This is a genomic window from Clavibacter sp. B3I6, from assembly GCF_030816895.1.
Classification (GTDB): Bacteria; Actinomycetota; Actinomycetes; order Actinomycetales; family Microbacteriaceae; genus Clavibacter.
In genome coordinates this window covers 1359008-1372645 of sequence record NZ_JAUSYL010000001.1, presented here as the reverse complement: position 1 = coordinate 1372645, position 13638 = coordinate 1359008, and the positions used below count along the sequence as shown (strand labels likewise).

General features: G+C 71.5%; 12 protein-coding genes. 10 read left to right on the top strand and 2 right to left on the bottom strand.

The window, feature by feature from the left end:
* Positions 1–42: 42 nt before the first annotated feature.
* The 4 genes from QFZ62_RS06385 (at position 43) to rplL (ending at position 3196) form a co-directional block, all read left to right on the top strand.
* Positions 43–930: an NAD(P)-dependent oxidoreductase gene (locus QFZ62_RS06385; RefSeq protein WP_307503176.1), complete on the top strand. Its 888-nt coding sequence runs from the start codon at positions 43–45 to the stop codon at positions 928–930.
* 10 nt (positions 931–940) lie between these two features.
* Positions 941–1918 (top strand): aldo/keto reductase, encoded by a 978-nt coding sequence (locus tag QFZ62_RS06380; protein ID WP_307503173.1) that lies wholly within the window; start codon positions 941–943, stop codon positions 1916–1918.
* Positions 1919–2221: 303 nt separating this feature from the next.
* On the top strand, positions 2222–2737 hold the full coding sequence (gene rplJ / locus QFZ62_RS06375; RefSeq protein ID WP_087196496.1) for a 50S ribosomal protein L10: 516 nt from the start codon (positions 2222–2224) through the stop codon (positions 2735–2737).
* Between the two features lie 75 nt (positions 2738–2812).
* Entirely contained in the window at positions 2813–3196 is a 384-nt protein-coding gene (gene rplL / locus QFZ62_RS06370) for a 50S ribosomal protein L7/L12 (protein WP_307503170.1), read from the top strand.
* A 78-nt stretch (positions 3197–3274) separates the two neighbouring features.
* Here the strand turns inward: rplL and QFZ62_RS06365 are convergent, their stop codons facing one another.
* A complete protein-coding gene (locus QFZ62_RS06365; RefSeq protein WP_307503168.1) occupies positions 3275–4906 on the bottom strand; it encodes a LuxR C-terminal-related transcriptional regulator in 1632 nt (543 codons plus the stop codon).
* A gap of 164 nt (positions 4907–5070) precedes the next feature.
* Here QFZ62_RS06365 and QFZ62_RS06360 point away from each other — a divergent pair, with 164 nt between their 5' ends.
* Both QFZ62_RS06360 and QFZ62_RS06355 read left to right on the top strand, forming a co-directional pair.
* The gene (locus QFZ62_RS06360; RefSeq protein ID WP_307503167.1) at positions 5071–5508 is read left to right on the top strand and encodes a MarR family winged helix-turn-helix transcriptional regulator; all 438 of its coding nucleotides are present in this window, start codon (positions 5071–5073) and stop codon (positions 5506–5508) included.
* Positions 5509–5562: 54 nt separating this feature from the next.
* Positions 5563–6795, top strand: a complete 1233-nt coding sequence (locus QFZ62_RS06355) for an MFS transporter (protein ID WP_307503164.1) — start codon at positions 5563–5565, stop codon at positions 6793–6795.
* Positions 6796–6852: 57 nt separating this feature from the next.
* On the opposite strand, the gene QFZ62_RS06350 is transcribed toward QFZ62_RS06355, so the two are convergent.
* The gene (locus tag QFZ62_RS06350) at positions 6853–7872 is read right to left on the bottom strand and encodes a LacI family DNA-binding transcriptional regulator (protein ID WP_307503162.1); all 1020 of its coding nucleotides are present in this window, start codon (positions 7870–7872) and stop codon (positions 6853–6855) included.
* A 310-nt stretch (positions 7873–8182) separates the two neighbouring features.
* On the opposite strand from QFZ62_RS06350, the gene QFZ62_RS06345 reads away from it, so the two are divergent.
* From QFZ62_RS06345 to QFZ62_RS06330, 4 genes are all read left to right on the top strand, one after another.
* Positions 8183–9547, top strand: a complete 1365-nt coding sequence (locus tag QFZ62_RS06345; RefSeq protein ID WP_307503159.1) for an ABC transporter substrate-binding protein — start codon at positions 8183–8185, stop codon at positions 9545–9547.
* A gap of 120 nt (positions 9548–9667) precedes the next feature.
* Positions 9668–10639: a carbohydrate ABC transporter permease gene (locus QFZ62_RS06340; RefSeq protein ID WP_307503156.1), complete on the top strand. Its 972-nt coding sequence runs from the start codon at positions 9668–9670 to the stop codon at positions 10637–10639.
* The gene (locus QFZ62_RS06335; protein ID WP_307503153.1) at positions 10636–11625 is read left to right on the top strand and encodes a carbohydrate ABC transporter permease; all 990 of its coding nucleotides are present in this window, start codon (positions 10636–10638) and stop codon (positions 11623–11625) included. Before QFZ62_RS06340 ends, QFZ62_RS06335 begins: the two co-directional genes overlap by 4 nt.
* 123 nt (positions 11626–11748) lie before the next feature.
* Positions 11749–13626, top strand: a complete 1878-nt coding sequence (locus QFZ62_RS06330) for an ABC transporter ATP-binding protein (protein ID WP_307507707.1) — start codon at positions 11749–11751, stop codon at positions 13624–13626.
* Positions 13627–13638 lie beyond the last annotated feature (12 nt).

The following is a 13638-nucleotide window of genomic DNA, read 5'->3' as shown; positions in this document are numbered from 1 at the left end:
ATGGACGGGGGCGGAACCGCCCCACGAAGGAGATGCTCGCTGATGAGAACCGCCGTCACCGGAGGCTCGGGGAAGCTCGGCCGACACGTCGTCGCCGACCTGCGCGCCCACGGACACGAAGTCACCAACATCGACCAGGTGGGGGAGCGCGGATCCGGCTTCGTCCGCGTGGACACCACCGACTACGGCCAGGTGGTCGACGCGCTGTTCGGCGTCCAGGACCTGCACGACGGGTTCGACGCCGTCGTGCACCTCGCCGCGATCCCGGCCCCCGCCATCCGGAGCGACGTGGCCACGTTCCACAACAACATTCTCACGAGCTTCAACGTCTTCCAGGCCGCGCGCCGGGCGGGCATCACGAAGATCGTCTACGCGTCGAGCGAGACCGTGCTCGGCCTGCCGTTCGACGTGCCGCCGCCGTACATCCCCGTCGACGAGGAGTACCCGGCTCAGCCGAACAGCACCTACTCGCTCGTGAAGCACCTCGAGGAGCAGATGGCGATCGAGCTGTGCCGCTGGGATCCGGAGCTGCAGGTCACCGCGCTCCGCTTCTCGAACGTCATGGACGTCGAGGACTACGAGCAGTTCCCGGGGTACGACGCGGACGCGCTCGCGCGCAAGTGGAACCTGTGGGGCTACATCGACGGCCGCGACGGCGCCCAGGCGGTCCGCAAGGCGCTCGAGCACGACGCGAAGGGCTTCGACCGCTTCATCGTCGCGAACGCGGACACCGTCATGAGCCGCTCCAGCGCGGAGCTCGCGGCGGAGGTCTTCCCCGGCGTCGAGGTGACGAAGGAGCTGGGCGAGCACGAGACGCTGCTCTCCATCGACAAGGCCCGGCGTGTCCTCGGCTACGAGCCCGAGCACACGTGGCGCGACCACGCGCCGGCCATCACGGGCGACGACCCCGTCGCCGGGCACCCGTCGTGACGGCGGCGTCGTGAGGTACGTCCGCCTCGGCAGCACGGGCACGGAGGTCTCGGCCATCGCCCTCGGCTGCATGAGCTACGGCGAGCCGACGCGCGGCAACCACGCGTGGACGCTCTCCGAGGAGGATTCGATCCCGCTCATCCGCCGAGCCGTCGAGCTCGGGATCACCTTCTTCGACACGGCCAACGTGTACTCGGACGGCTCGAGCGAGGAGATTACCGGGCGCGCCCTCCAGGCGCACACGCGGCGCGAGGAGGTCGTCATCGCCACCAAGGTGCACGGCGCCATGGGGGAGGGGCCGAACTCGCGCGGGCTGTCGCGGAAGCACATCATGTGGCAGATCGACGAGAGCCTGCGTCGCCTCGGGACCGACTACGTGGACCTGTACCAGATCCACCGGTTCGACCCCGCGACGCCGCTCGAGGAGACCCTCGAGGCGCTCGACGACCTCGTGCGCGCCGGCAAGGTGCGCTACCTCGGCGCCTCGTCGATGCACGCCTGGCAGTTCTCGAAGGCGCTGCACCTGCAGCGCGCGAACGGCTGGTCGCGGTTCGTCACGATGCAGGACCACTACAACCTCGTCAACCGCGAGGAGGAGCGCGAGATGCTGCCCCTCTGCGCCGACGAGGGCGTGGGATCCCTGCCGTGGAGCCCCCTCGCCCGCGGCCGGCTCACGCGCGAATGGGACGCGTCGACCGCCCGGAGCGAGACGGACGAGTTCGGCAAGACGCTCTACGCCGCCCAGGAGGAGTCGGACCGCCGGGTCGCCGCCGCGGTGGCGGAGGTCGCCGCGGCGCGCGGGGTGCCGCGTGCCCAGGTGGCGCTGGCGTGGGTGTCGCGGAACCCCGTCGTGACCGCGCCGATCGTGGGCGGCACGAAGGTCGCGCACATCGAGGACGCCGTGGCGTCCCTCGAGCTGGCCCTCACGGACGACGAGGTGTCCCGGCTCGAGGAGCACTACATGCCGCACGCGGTGGTCGGCTTCTAGCGCCCGCTCGGGGATCGCCCGCGCCGTCGACTTGCGCGGGCGATCCCCGACCCCCTACTCTGGACGGAGCCACAGACCGCTGGTCGTCGGCGTGCTCCCGCGAGGGGATGCGCCGGACGAAGGTTCACTCAGGTGAAGGCCCGCGCAGGTGATCGAAGCACGATGCAGCGCATGCCCTGAGGGCCTGCGCGACACTCCCGCTCCGGCCTCCTGTGCCGGAGCGTTTTCCATGTGTGCAGCCGGGGGCTGCCAGCACCTCTCGCCGCTTCCGTGGCGATGAGGAACCACGTGATAAGGAGTGCCATGGCGAACAAGGAAGCCTCGGTCGCCGAGCTCGCGGACAAGTTCCGCAGCTCGAACGCCGTACTGCTCACCGAGTACCGCGGTCTCACCGTTGCCCAGCTCAAGCAGCTGCGGAAGAGCATCAGTGCAGACGCGACCTACGCCGTGGTGAAGAACACGCTGACCAAGATCGCGGCGAACCAGGCGGGGATCTCGTCGTTCGACGACGAGCTCGTCGGCCCGTCCGCGATCGCGTTCGTGCACGGCGACACCGTCGCCGTCGCGAAGGCGCTGCGCACCTTCACCAAGGCCAACCCTCTTCTCGTCGTGAAGGGCGGTTACTTCGACGGCAACCCCCTGACGGCGGACGAGGTGAACAAGCTCGCCGACCTCGAGTCGCGGGAGGTGCTGCTCGGCAAGCTCGCCGGCGCCTTCAAGGCCTCGCTCTTCGGCGCGGCGTACCTGTTCAACGCACCGCTCTCGCAGGCCGTACGCACCGTCGAGGCGCTGCGCGAGAAGCAGGAATCGGCTCAGTAGCACCCCTCGGGTCCCATCCCCGGGGCGCGATGCACTGATCCCAAGAGACACCACACCAACCCAAGGAGATACACCATGGCAAAGCTGTCTAACGACGAGCTCATCGAGGCCTTCAAGGAGCTCACGCTCATCGAGCTCAGCGACTTCGTCAAGAAGTTCGAGGAGGTCTTCGAGGTCACCGCCGCGGCGCCCGTCGCCGCCGCCGCTGCCCCCGGCGCCGCTGCCCCCGCTGAGGAGGTCGAGGAGAAGACCGCGTTCGACGTCATCCTCGAGGCCGCCGGCGAGAAGAAGATCCAGGTCATCAAGGAGGTGCGCGCCCTCACCAGCCTCGGCCTCGGTGAGGCGAAGGCCCTCGTCGACGGAGCCCCCAAGGCCGTCCTGGAGGGCGCCAACAAGGAGGCCGCCGACAAGGCGAAGGCCCAGCTCGAGGCCGCGGGCGCGACGGTCACCGTCAAGTAGCTCGTACCACCGCACAGCGCTCAGGGCGCCGATCCCCCCGGGGGTCGGCGCCCTGCGTCGTCCCCGGGGTGCGAGGCGTCAGGCCGAGGTGCCCGGCCGGAGGTCGTGGCCCAGCGCCCGTGCGCGGTCGACCGCCTCCGCGCGGGTCGACGCGTCGAGCTTCCGGTACACGCTCCGCACGTGCGACTTCACGGTGTTCGGGGAGATGAAGAGCCGGCCGGCGATCTGCGCGACGGTGAGCCCGTCCGCCAGGCACGCCACGATGACCCGCTCGCGCTCGCTCAGGGGATCGACGCGGACCGTCGCGACGGCCCCGACCGGCGCCCGGTCGACCCGCATGCCCTCGAGCATCCGGCGCACCTCCGGAGGCTGCTCCCGCTGCAGCGCGCGCTCGAGGAGCGCCGACGACGCGGCGGCGGGGAACACCGCGAACGGCCGGAGGATCCCGGTCGACGTCGCGTGGAGCGCGGCCCGGTCGTACGCGTGGTCGCTCTTCGCCAGGTCGCCGAGCCCGCTGTGCGCGGCCGCCACCACGATGAGGACGTCCGCCAGGGTGCGGCCCGAGTGGGCGTCGCCGAGCGCGAGGCAGTCCGCCATCTCGGCGAGCGCGCCCGCGTGGTCGTCCGCGAGCACGCGCAGGCGCCCCGCGACCATGGCCGGGCACGTGGAGTGGTGCTCGGTCGGCGCGAGCGTGCGGACGAGGTCCCAGGACGCCGCCGTCTGGCCGAGGTGCGCGAGCAGGGACGCGCGCAGGGTGTCGCGCATCACCGGCAAGGGCCCGTGCTCGTGCCACGCCGTCCCGAGGTTGTGCAGTCGACGCAGGTCGTCGAGCGCGTCCAGGCGGAGCCCGCGGATCGCCGCCACGGTCGCCTCCGCGTAGAGGCCGAGCAGCTCCCAGTCGGTGCCCGTGCAGGCGGGGCGCAGGTCGTCGACGAGGGCCCGGGCGAGGTCCCGGCGGGTCCCGTCGACGGCGATGAGCGTGGCCGCGATCTCGGTCGGCGCCCGGAACCCGCTCCGCGCGAGCTCGGGGGCGGCGCCCTCGGCCGACAGCAGCTCCCTGGCCCGGTCGACGAGCTCGCGGGCCTCCTCGACCTCACCGAGGCAGTAGGCGACGTAGGCGAGCGCGCCGCGGCACTCGAGCCGGTCGGTCATGACCAGGTGCCGCGCCGAGAGCGCTTCGGCCGTCCGGAGCTCGTCCCGGGCGGCCGTGAACGCCCCGAGGTGCGTGAGCACCAGGCCCTCCTGGAGCGCGACCGCCGCCTGGAGGGAGATGCGGACGCCGAGGGGGAGGCCGCGCTCGGTGTCGAGCAGCGTGCGCGCCTCGGCGAGGGACGCGTGCGCCTCCGCGAGCCGGCCGACGCGCCGGTCGCCCGCGGCGCGGTGCACGAGCACGCCGGCGCGGACGACGGGCGGGGGCGGCGGATCGGCGGTGAGCAGGAGGTCGACGGCGGAGCGGTAGGGGAGCGAGGCCCGCCGGTCGATCTCGGACGTGCCGCGGTAGGTGGCGGCCAGGCCGGCGACCATCCAGGCGTCGTGCTCCCAGGCCGCGGCGTCGACGCGGTCGTACAGGGCGCGGATCCGGTGCGGATGCAGGTCGACGTGGTGCGGCCACGCGTCGGCCACCGCGTGCGCCGCCGCGGTCGCATCGCCGCGCTCCAGCGCCTCGTCGACGGCGCGTTCCAGGGCCTCGACGGTCAGGGCGTCGGCCATGGCACCTCCAGCGACCGGACCGGCGCGCGCGGCCGGTGGGTGCAACGCTAGGACGCCCGCGCGTCGATGTCCGCTCCCGCCCCGCGTGCGGGCACCCCCAGCTCAGGGGGGAGGCGCCGCCACGACCGCTCGACATATCCATAGCTCGGCTATATGATTGATGCATGACCGCGCCCGACCCCGACCTCCGCGCCGTCCTCGGCGACCTCGTCACCGCTGGGCACCGACTCACCCGCCTCGCCGCGCACGAGGTCGGCGGCACGAGCTCGCCCGCCATCTGGCGGACCCTCTCCGTGCTCGTCACCTGGCCCGGCGGCATGCGCCTCGGCGCCCTCGCCGAGCGCAGCCGCGTCGCGCAGCCCACGACCACCAAGATCGTGCGCTCGCTCGTCGGCCAGGGCTGGATCGCGCAGGTGACGGACCCGTCCGACGCCCGCGCGACGCTGCTCGAGATCACGCCCGCGGGCCGTGCCGCGCTCGACGACTGGCGCGACCGCCTCGCGACCGCGCTCGTGCCGCGCTTCGCCGACCTGCCGGCCGACGACGTGGCCGTGCTGGCGCGCGCCGTCGAGCTGGTCATGGCCCGCGTCGACGGCGACTGAGCCGCATCCCCGTCCCACCCATCCGCACCGATCACAGGAGGCGACACCGCACCCGTGTCCACCCCGCAGCACGCGTCGCTCCGCGACGTCGTCCGTCAGCCCCGCTCCGTCTTCGCCGTCGCCTTCGCGTGCGTCATCGCGTTCATGGGCATCGGCCTCGTCGACCCGATCCTCCCCGCCATCGCGGAGAGCCTCGACGCGACCGCCACCCAGGCCGAGCTCCTCTTCACCAGCTACCTGCTCGTCACCGGGCTCGCGATGCTCGTCACGAGCTGGATCTCCAGCCGCATCGGCGCCAAGCGCACCCTGCTGATCGGCCTCGCCGTCATCGTCGTGTTCGCCGCCGCCGCCGGCCTCTCGCAGGACGTGGAGTCGGTCATCGGCTTCCGCGCGGGCTGGGGCCTCGGCAACGCCCTCTTCATCTCGACCGCGCTCGCCACCATCGTGGGATCCGCGTCGGGCGGCACGGCGTCCGCGATCATGCTCTACGAGGCGGCGCTCGGCCTCGGCATCGCGGTCGGTCCGCTCCTCGGCGGCCTCCTCGGCAGCTGGAGCTGGCGCGGCCCGTTCTTCGGCACCGCGACGCTCATGGCGGTCGGCTTCCTGGCGATCGCCGCCCTCCTCGGGCGGGACGACGGTCCGCGCACGCCCATGCGGCTCTCCGCCCCGCTCCGCGCGCTGCGCACCCCGGCCCTCGCCGTGCTCGCGGCGGCCGCGCTGTTCTACAACATCGGCTTCTTCGTGCTGCTCGCCTACACGCCGTTCCCGCTCGGCTTCGACGCCATCGGCCTCGGCCTCACCTTCTTCGGCTGGGGCGTGGGCCTCGCGATCACGTCCGTGCTGGTCGCGCCGCTCCTGACCCGGCGGATGGCCCGCACCTCCGTCCTCCGCCTGGTGCTCCCGCTGCTGGCGGCCGACCTGGCGGCGGCGGGCCTCGTGGTCCGGTCCTCCGTCGGCCTGGTGGTCTGCGTGATCGTCGGCGGTCTCCTGCTCGGCGTCCTCAACACCGTCCTCACCGAGTGCGTGATGGAGGCGACGGACCACCCGCGCAGCGTCGCGTCCTCCGCGTACTCGTCCGTCCGGTTCCTCGGCGGCGCCGTCGCCCCGCCCGCCGCGACGGAGCTCGCGCGCCTGTTCTCGGACGCCGCGCCGTACTACGCGGCGGCCGGGTCCGTGCTCGTCGCCCTCGTGATCGTGGTGGCCGGGCACCGCTGGCTCCGCCGCGTCGACGCCGCGCCCGTGGACGCCCTCGAGGAGGCGCAGGCCGTCACGGCCGGCGACGCCTGACGCGCGTCCCGCGAGCGGATCCCGGATCCCGGGCCCCCGCCCTCGTCCCGCCCGCGCTCAGGGCGCCGGCGGGGCCGGGGGCGCAGTGGTGCTGGCGCGGGCCGCGAAGTCGACGGGCATGGTCACGGTGCGCTCCGCCGCGCCGCCCGGCGCGAGCCCCTCGAGCACCATCCCCACGGCGGACCGGCCCTGCAGCCGCGGGTGCTGCTCCACCGTGGTGAGCCCGAACAAAGGTGCGAGCGCGTGCCCGTCGATGCCCGCCACGGACAGCTCGGCCGGCACGGCGATCCCGAGCTGGCGCGCCGCGAGGATCGTCCCGATGGCGATCTCGTCGGAGGCCGCGAAGACGGCGGTCGGCCGGGTCCGCGGATCCGCGAGCAGCGCCATCGCGGACCGGAAGCCCCCGTCGATCGTGAACTCGGCCGTGGCGAAGCGCGCCTCGAGCCCGCGAGGATCCGCGTCCATGGCCGCGCGGTACCCCGCCAGCCGCTTCTCGTGCACGAAGAACGCCATCTGGGCGTGCAGGTCGCCGCCGAGGTGCACGACGCGCGCGTGGCCGAGGCTCAGCAGGTGCTCGGTCGCGAGGCGGGCCGCGGCCTCGTCGTCGATGCTCAGCGTGCTCATGCCCTCGACCGGACCGCCGATGCCGACGAGCGGCTTGTCGAGGGAGCGCAGTCGCACCACCTCGGCGGGCGTGAGGGCGACGCTCACCGCGATGACGGCGTCCACGCGCTTCCGCACGAGGAAGTACTCGAAGACCTTGCGGCGCTGCTCGGGATCCGCGGTGAGGCGGTAGAGCGTGAGGTCGTAGTCGGCCTCGATGAGCGCCTCCTCGATGCCCTCCAGCAGCTCCGCGAAGAACCACCGGTTGATGAACGGCAGCACCACGCCCACGTTCTTGGACTGGCCGGTGACGAGGCTCGACGCGTTCGAGGAGACGACGTACCCGATCTCGGCGGCGGCCTCGGCGACCCGGGCGCGCGTGGCGGGGGAGACGTAGCCCCGGCCGCTGAGGGCGCGGGAGGCGGTGGCCTTCGAGACGCCGGCGAGCCGGGCGACGTCGGCGATGGCGCTCATCGCGCTCCCTCCATCGGGTCCCGCGGCGCCGCGTCGCGCCGGACGCGCGCACTGGAAGCGGTTCCAGGTTCCGGGATGCGCGGGGCCGAGTCCGATGATGGACCATCCGCGCCCGAAAGGCACGCACATCGCCGGGAAGGTAGACCGTTTCGTTACCTGACCCGCCTTGCCGTCCTCTCCGAGCTCCCCTAGATTGACCTGGAACCGGTTCCCTACGGGAGCACACCGGTCAGGCGACGGCGCCTCACCCGCCGACGCACGCACAGGACGGCGGGGCAGCCCGCATCCACTCGATGAAGAGGAGACGCACATGGGCCACGCCCTATTCCGACGTCGCTTCGCGGCACCCCTCGCAGCGGTCGGCATCGCCGGCCTCGCGCTCACGGGCTGCACGGGCGACATCGCGGCGGAGGACGCCGCGGACACCGACTGCTCGCCCTACTCGTCGTACGGCGAGTTCGAGGGCAGCCCCGAGGTCAGCATCGGCGGCACGATCCAGGACGACGAGGCCGACCGCCTCGTCGAGTCCTGGAAGGACTTCGAGACCTGCACGGGCATCACCGTGAACTACCAGGGCACCAAGGAGTTCGAGGCGCAGATCGCGGTCCTCGCGGAGGGCGACTCGGCTCCCGACATCGGCATCATCCCGCAGCCGGGCCTCTTCAACGTGCTCGCGTCGAAGGGCTACCTGCAGGCCGCCCCCGCCGCGGTCGAGGAGAACGTCGACAAGGGCTGGTCCGCGGACTGGAAGGGCTACGGCACCGTCGACGGCACCTTCTACGGCGCCCCGCTCATGGCGAGCGTCAAGGGCTACGTCTGGTACTCCCCGAGCGAGTTCGAGGAGAAGGGCTACGAGGTCCCGAAGTCGACCGCCGAGCTCATGGACCTCACCGCGAAGATCGCGGCCGAGGGCGACCACAAGCCGTGGTGCGTCGGCATCGGCTCCGGCGACGCCACCGGCTGGCCGGGAACCGACTGGGTCGAGAGCTTCGTCATCCGCCAGGCCGGCGCGGAGACCTACGACAAGTGGGTGAAGCACGAGATCCCGTTCAACGACCCCGCGATCGCGGCGGCCTTCGACGGCGTCGGCGAGATCATCAAGAACCCGGACTACGTCAACGGCGGCCTGGGTGACGTCTCGTCGATCATCTCCACGGAGTTCGGCGACGCCGGCCTCCCGATCCTCGAGGGCGAGTGCTCGCTGCACCACCAGGCGTCCTTCTACGAGGGCTTCTGGAAGAAGGCCGACGGCACCGACGCGAAGGTCTCGCCCGACGGCGACGTCTACGCGTTCCTCCTGCCGCCCACGAACGAGGGCGACGCGACGACCGTCACCGGCGGCGGCGAGCTCGTCGGCGCGTTCCAGACGAGCGACGAGATCACCGCGGTGCTCTCCTACCTCTCGAGCGACACCTGGGCGAACAACCGCGTCAGCCTCGGCGGCGTCATCAGCGCGAACAAGGGGCTCGACCCCGCGAACGCGTCGAGCGACATCCTGAAGCAGAGCATCGAGATCCTTCAGGACCCGGACGCGACGTTCCGCTTCGACGGCTCGGACCTCATGCCCGGCGCGGTCGGCACCGACTCCTTCTGGAAGGGGATCGTCGGCTGGCTGAGCGGCGACTCGACCCAGAAGACGGTCGACGCCATCGAGTCGAGCTGGCCCACGTCCTGATCCACCGCCGACCCTGACCGGGTCGGCACCGGCACCGGCATCCGTGCCGGGCCATGCGGGGCCGCCGCGCACGCGGCGGCCCCGCTCCCACATCCCCCCGACCCGAAGGGCGAGACGTCCATGACGACCGCTGATCTGATCGGCAAGATCCTCCAGGTGGTGGCCGCGCTGGCCGTCTTCGCCGTGGTGATCGGGCTGATCCTCTTCCTCATCGACAAGGCGCCGAAGCGCGGCAAGGACTGGGTGCAGCTCGCGGCCTTCGTGCTCCCCGCGCTGATCCTGCTCGCCGTCGGCCTCATCTACCCCGCGTTCCGCACGACCCTGCTCGCGTTCCGCGACAACACCGGCGAATGGGCGGGCCTCGACAACTTCGTCTGGATGTTCACCCAGCCGTCCGCGCTCCGGACGCTGCTCAACACGGTCATCTGGGTCATCTTCGTCCCGCTGCTGTCGACGGCCATCGGCCTCGCGTACGCGGTCTTCATCGACAAGTCGCGCGGCGAGAAGTACTTCAAGGCGCTCGTCTTCATGCCGATGGCCATCTCGTTCGTCGGCGCCGGCATCATCTGGCGCTTCGTCTACGACTACAAGTCGGGCGACAACGAGCAGATCGGCCTCCTCAACCAGATCCTCGTCTGGATGGGCCAGCAGCCCGTGCAGTGGCTGCAGACCTCGCCCATCAACACGGCGCTGCTCATCATCGTGATGATCTGGATCCAGACCGGCTTCGCCATGGTCGTGCTCTCCGCGAGCATCAAGGGCGTGCCCACCGAGCAGCTCGAGGCGGCGCAGCTCGACGGCACGAACGCCTGGGAGCGGTTCCTCAACGTCACGCTCCCCGGCATCCGCGGGTCGCTCGTCGTGGTGGTCACCACCATCTCCATCGCGACGCTCAAGGTGTTCGACATCGTCCGCACCATGACCGCCGGCAACTTCGAGACGAGCGTCATCGCCAACGAGATGTACACGCAGGCGTTCCGCGCCGGCGAGCAGGGCCGCGGCTCGGCGCTCGCGATCGTGCTGTTCCTCATGGTGCTGCCGATCGTCATCTACAACGTCCGCGTCATGAGCAAGCAGAAGGAGATCCGATGAGCGTCGCACCCCCCGACCTGCCGGTCGCCGACCGCGGGACCCGCCGCGGCGCCATCGAGCAGGCCGCATCGGTCGGCGCGAAGAGCCGGCGCGTCAAGAACCGCCTCACCTCGCGCCGCGCCACGGTCGCCGCGCTGATCATCGCGGTGCTGTGGACGCTGCCGACCTTCGGCCTGTTCGTCTCGTCGTTCCGCCCCGCCGGCCTCATCCAGACCACGGGCTGGTGGACGATCTTCCAGAATCCGGGCTTCACCCTGGACAACTACCAGGAGGTGCTGCTGTCGACGTCGCAGTCGTCGCCGCAGCTCGGCTCGTACTTCGTCAACTCGCTGGCCATCGCGATCCCCGCGACCCTGTTCCCGCTCGTCATCGCCTCCATGGCCGCGTACGCGTTCGCGTGGATCAAGTTCAAGGGCTCGAACTTCCTGTTCGTGCTGATCTTCGCGCTGCAGATCGTGCCGCTGCAGATGGCGCTCATCCCGCTGCTGCAGATGTTCACGCGCACGCTGCGCCCGCTGCAGGAGGCGATCCACGGCGTCATCCCGCTCATCCCCGAGCAGGGCTATCTGCCGGTGTGGGTGGCGCACACGATCTTCGCCCTGCCGCTCGCGATTTTCCTGCTGCACAACTTCATCTCGGAGATCCCGGGCGAGGTCATCGAGGCGGCCCGGGTCGACGGCGCGAGCCACGGCCAGGTCTTCTTCCGCATCGTGCTGCCGCTGGCGCTCCCGGCCATCGCGTCGTTCGCGATCTTCCAGTTCCTGTGGGTCTGGAACGACCTGCTGGTGGCGCTGATCTTCTCCGGCGGCACGGCCGACGTCGCGCCGCTCACGCAGCGCCTCGCGGAGCTCACGGGGACGCGCGGGCAGGACTGGCAGCGGCTCACGGCGGCGGCCTTCGTCTCGCTCATCGTGCCGCTCATCGTGTTCTTCAGCCTCCAGCGCTACTTCGTGCGCGGCCTCCTCGCGGGGTCCACGAAGGGCTGATCCGCCTCCTCACGACCCCGGCCCGGTCTCCCGCCAGCGCGGGCGGCCGGGCCGTCGTCGTGCACGCCGCCGCCGTGGTCGGGAGGGATCCCCCACGCGCGTAGGATCGCCGGAATGACGAGGATGGGCGACATCGCCGCGGGCGGCGGGATGCGCGGTGGCGGGCGCGGCGGACGCGTGAGCGCGGCCGACGCCGAGAGCCAGCGCAAGGCCAACGCGGAGGCGCCGCGCGTCGAGAACCTGCTGGGCCGGATCACGGAGCTGTTCCAGCCGCACCGCCGGGCGCTGATCCTCACCATCGTGCTCGTGCTCGTCGGCGCGGGCCTCACCGTGGTGCCGCCGCTGCTCACGCAGCAGGCCTTCGACCGCGGGCTCTTCCCGCCCACGGGCGGCCCCGACATCCCGGTGCTCGTCGAGCTCGTCGCCGTCATGATCGCCATCTGGGTCGCGGGCGCCGGCCTCGGCGTCTGGCAGACCTACCTCACGGCGACCGTCGGCAACCGGGTCATGGGATCCATGCGGGTCGACCTCTTCCGGCACCTGCAGAGCATGGAGCTCGGGTTCTTCACGCGCACCAAGACCGGCGTCATCCAGTCCCGGTTGCAGAACGACGTGGGCGGCGTGGCGGCGGTCCTCACCAACACCGTCTCGAGCGTGCTCGGCAACACCGTCACCGTGATCGCGGCCCTCGTCGCGATGCTCGTGCTCAACTGGCAGCTGACGCTCGTGGCCGTGGTGCTCATGCCCGTCCTCGTCATCGCGCAGCGGCGCGTGGGGCAGGTGCGGGCGCGGATCGCGTCGAAGACGCAGGAGTCGCTGTCCGACATGACGGCCATCACGCAGGAGACGCTGTCCGTCTCGGGCATCCTGCTGTCCAAGAGCTTCAACCGGCAGGGCGCGGAGACCGCGCGCTACGAGGACGAGAACCGCACGCAGATCCGGCTGCAGGTGAGCCAGCAGATGAGCGGGCAGTGGTTCTTCGCGCTCGTGCAGATCTTCCTCTCGATCATCCCGGCGATCGTCTACGTGGTCGCGGGCTTCCTCATCACGGGCGGCGTCGAGGTCACGGCGGGCACCATCGTCGCGTTCACGACCGTGCAGGCGCGCCTCATGTGGCCGCTCATCGGGCTGATGCGCGTGGCCCTCGACCTGCAGACCTCGGGTGCCCTGTTCGCCCGCATCTTCGAGTACCTCGACCTGGAGCCGGCCATCCGCGACCGGCACGACGCGCGTCCCGTCGCCGCGGGTCCCGCGCTCGGCCGGGTCGCGTTCGACGACGTGCGCTTCTCCTACCCCGACACCCGGCCCGGCGAGCGGCCCACGCTCGACGGCATGTCCTTCGACATCCAGCCCGGCCAGTTCGCGGCCTTCGTGGGCCCCTCCGGCGCGGGGAAGACGACCGTGTCCTACCTGATCCCGCGCTTCCACGACGTGACCGGCGGCCGCGTGCTGTTCGCCGGTGAGGACGTGCGCGACCTCGAGCAGGAGTCGCTGCTGGAGAACATCGGCATCGTCAGCCAGGAGACCTACCTCTTCCACGCGACCATCGGCGACAACCTCCGCTACGCGCGGCCGGACGCCACGCAGGAGCAGATCGAGCAGGCGGCGCGGGCCGCGAACATCCACCAGACGATCGAGTCGTTCCCCGACGGGTACGACACGCTCGTGGGGGAGCGCGGCTACCGGCTCTCCGGCGGCGAGAAGCAGCGCATCGCCATCGCGCGCGTGCTCCTCAAGGACCCGGCCGTGCTGATCCTCGACGAGGCCACGAGCGCGCTCGACGCCATCTCCGAGCGCGTGGTGCAGCAGGCGCTCGACACGGCGTCCCGCGGGCGCACGACCATCGCGATCGCGCACCGGCTCTCGACGGTGGTCGACGCCGACGTGATCTTCGTGGTCGTCGCCGGTCGCATCGTCGAGCAGGGCACCCATACGGAGCTGCTCGCCCGCCGCGGCGAGTACGCGCGCCTCTACAGCGACCAGCGCACCGAGGCGGCCTGATGACGGGGCGGA

Coding starts and splice junctions, on each gene's coding strand:
- QFZ62_RS06385 (WP_307503176.1), top strand. CDS start 43: ATGAGAACCGCCGTCACCGGAGGCTCGGGGAAGCTCGGCCGACACGTC.
- rplJ (WP_087196496.1), top strand. CDS start 2,222: ATGGCGAACAAGGAAGCCTCGGTCGCCGAGCTCGCGGACAAGTTCCGC.
- rplL (WP_307503170.1), top strand. CDS start 2,813: ATGGCAAAGCTGTCTAACGACGAGCTCATCGAGGCCTTCAAGGAGCTC.
- QFZ62_RS06365 (WP_307503168.1), bottom strand. CDS start 4,906: ATGGCCGACGCCCTGACCGTCGAGGCCCTGGAACGCGCCGTCGACGAG.
- QFZ62_RS06360 (WP_307503167.1), top strand. CDS start 5,071: ATGACCGCGCCCGACCCCGACCTCCGCGCCGTCCTCGGCGACCTCGTC.
- QFZ62_RS06350 (WP_307503162.1), bottom strand. CDS start 7,872: ATGAGCGCCATCGCCGACGTCGCCCGGCTCGCCGGCGTCTCGAAGGCC.
- QFZ62_RS06345 (WP_307503159.1), top strand. CDS start 8,183: ATGGGCCACGCCCTATTCCGACGTCGCTTCGCGGCACCCCTCGCAGCG.
- QFZ62_RS06340 (WP_307503156.1), top strand. CDS start 9,668: ATGACGACCGCTGATCTGATCGGCAAGATCCTCCAGGTGGTGGCCGCG.
- QFZ62_RS06335 (WP_307503153.1), top strand. CDS start 10,636: ATGAGCGTCGCACCCCCCGACCTGCCGGTCGCCGACCGCGGGACCCGC.
- QFZ62_RS06330 (WP_307507707.1), top strand. CDS start 11,749: ATGGGCGACATCGCCGCGGGCGGCGGGATGCGCGGTGGCGGGCGCGGC.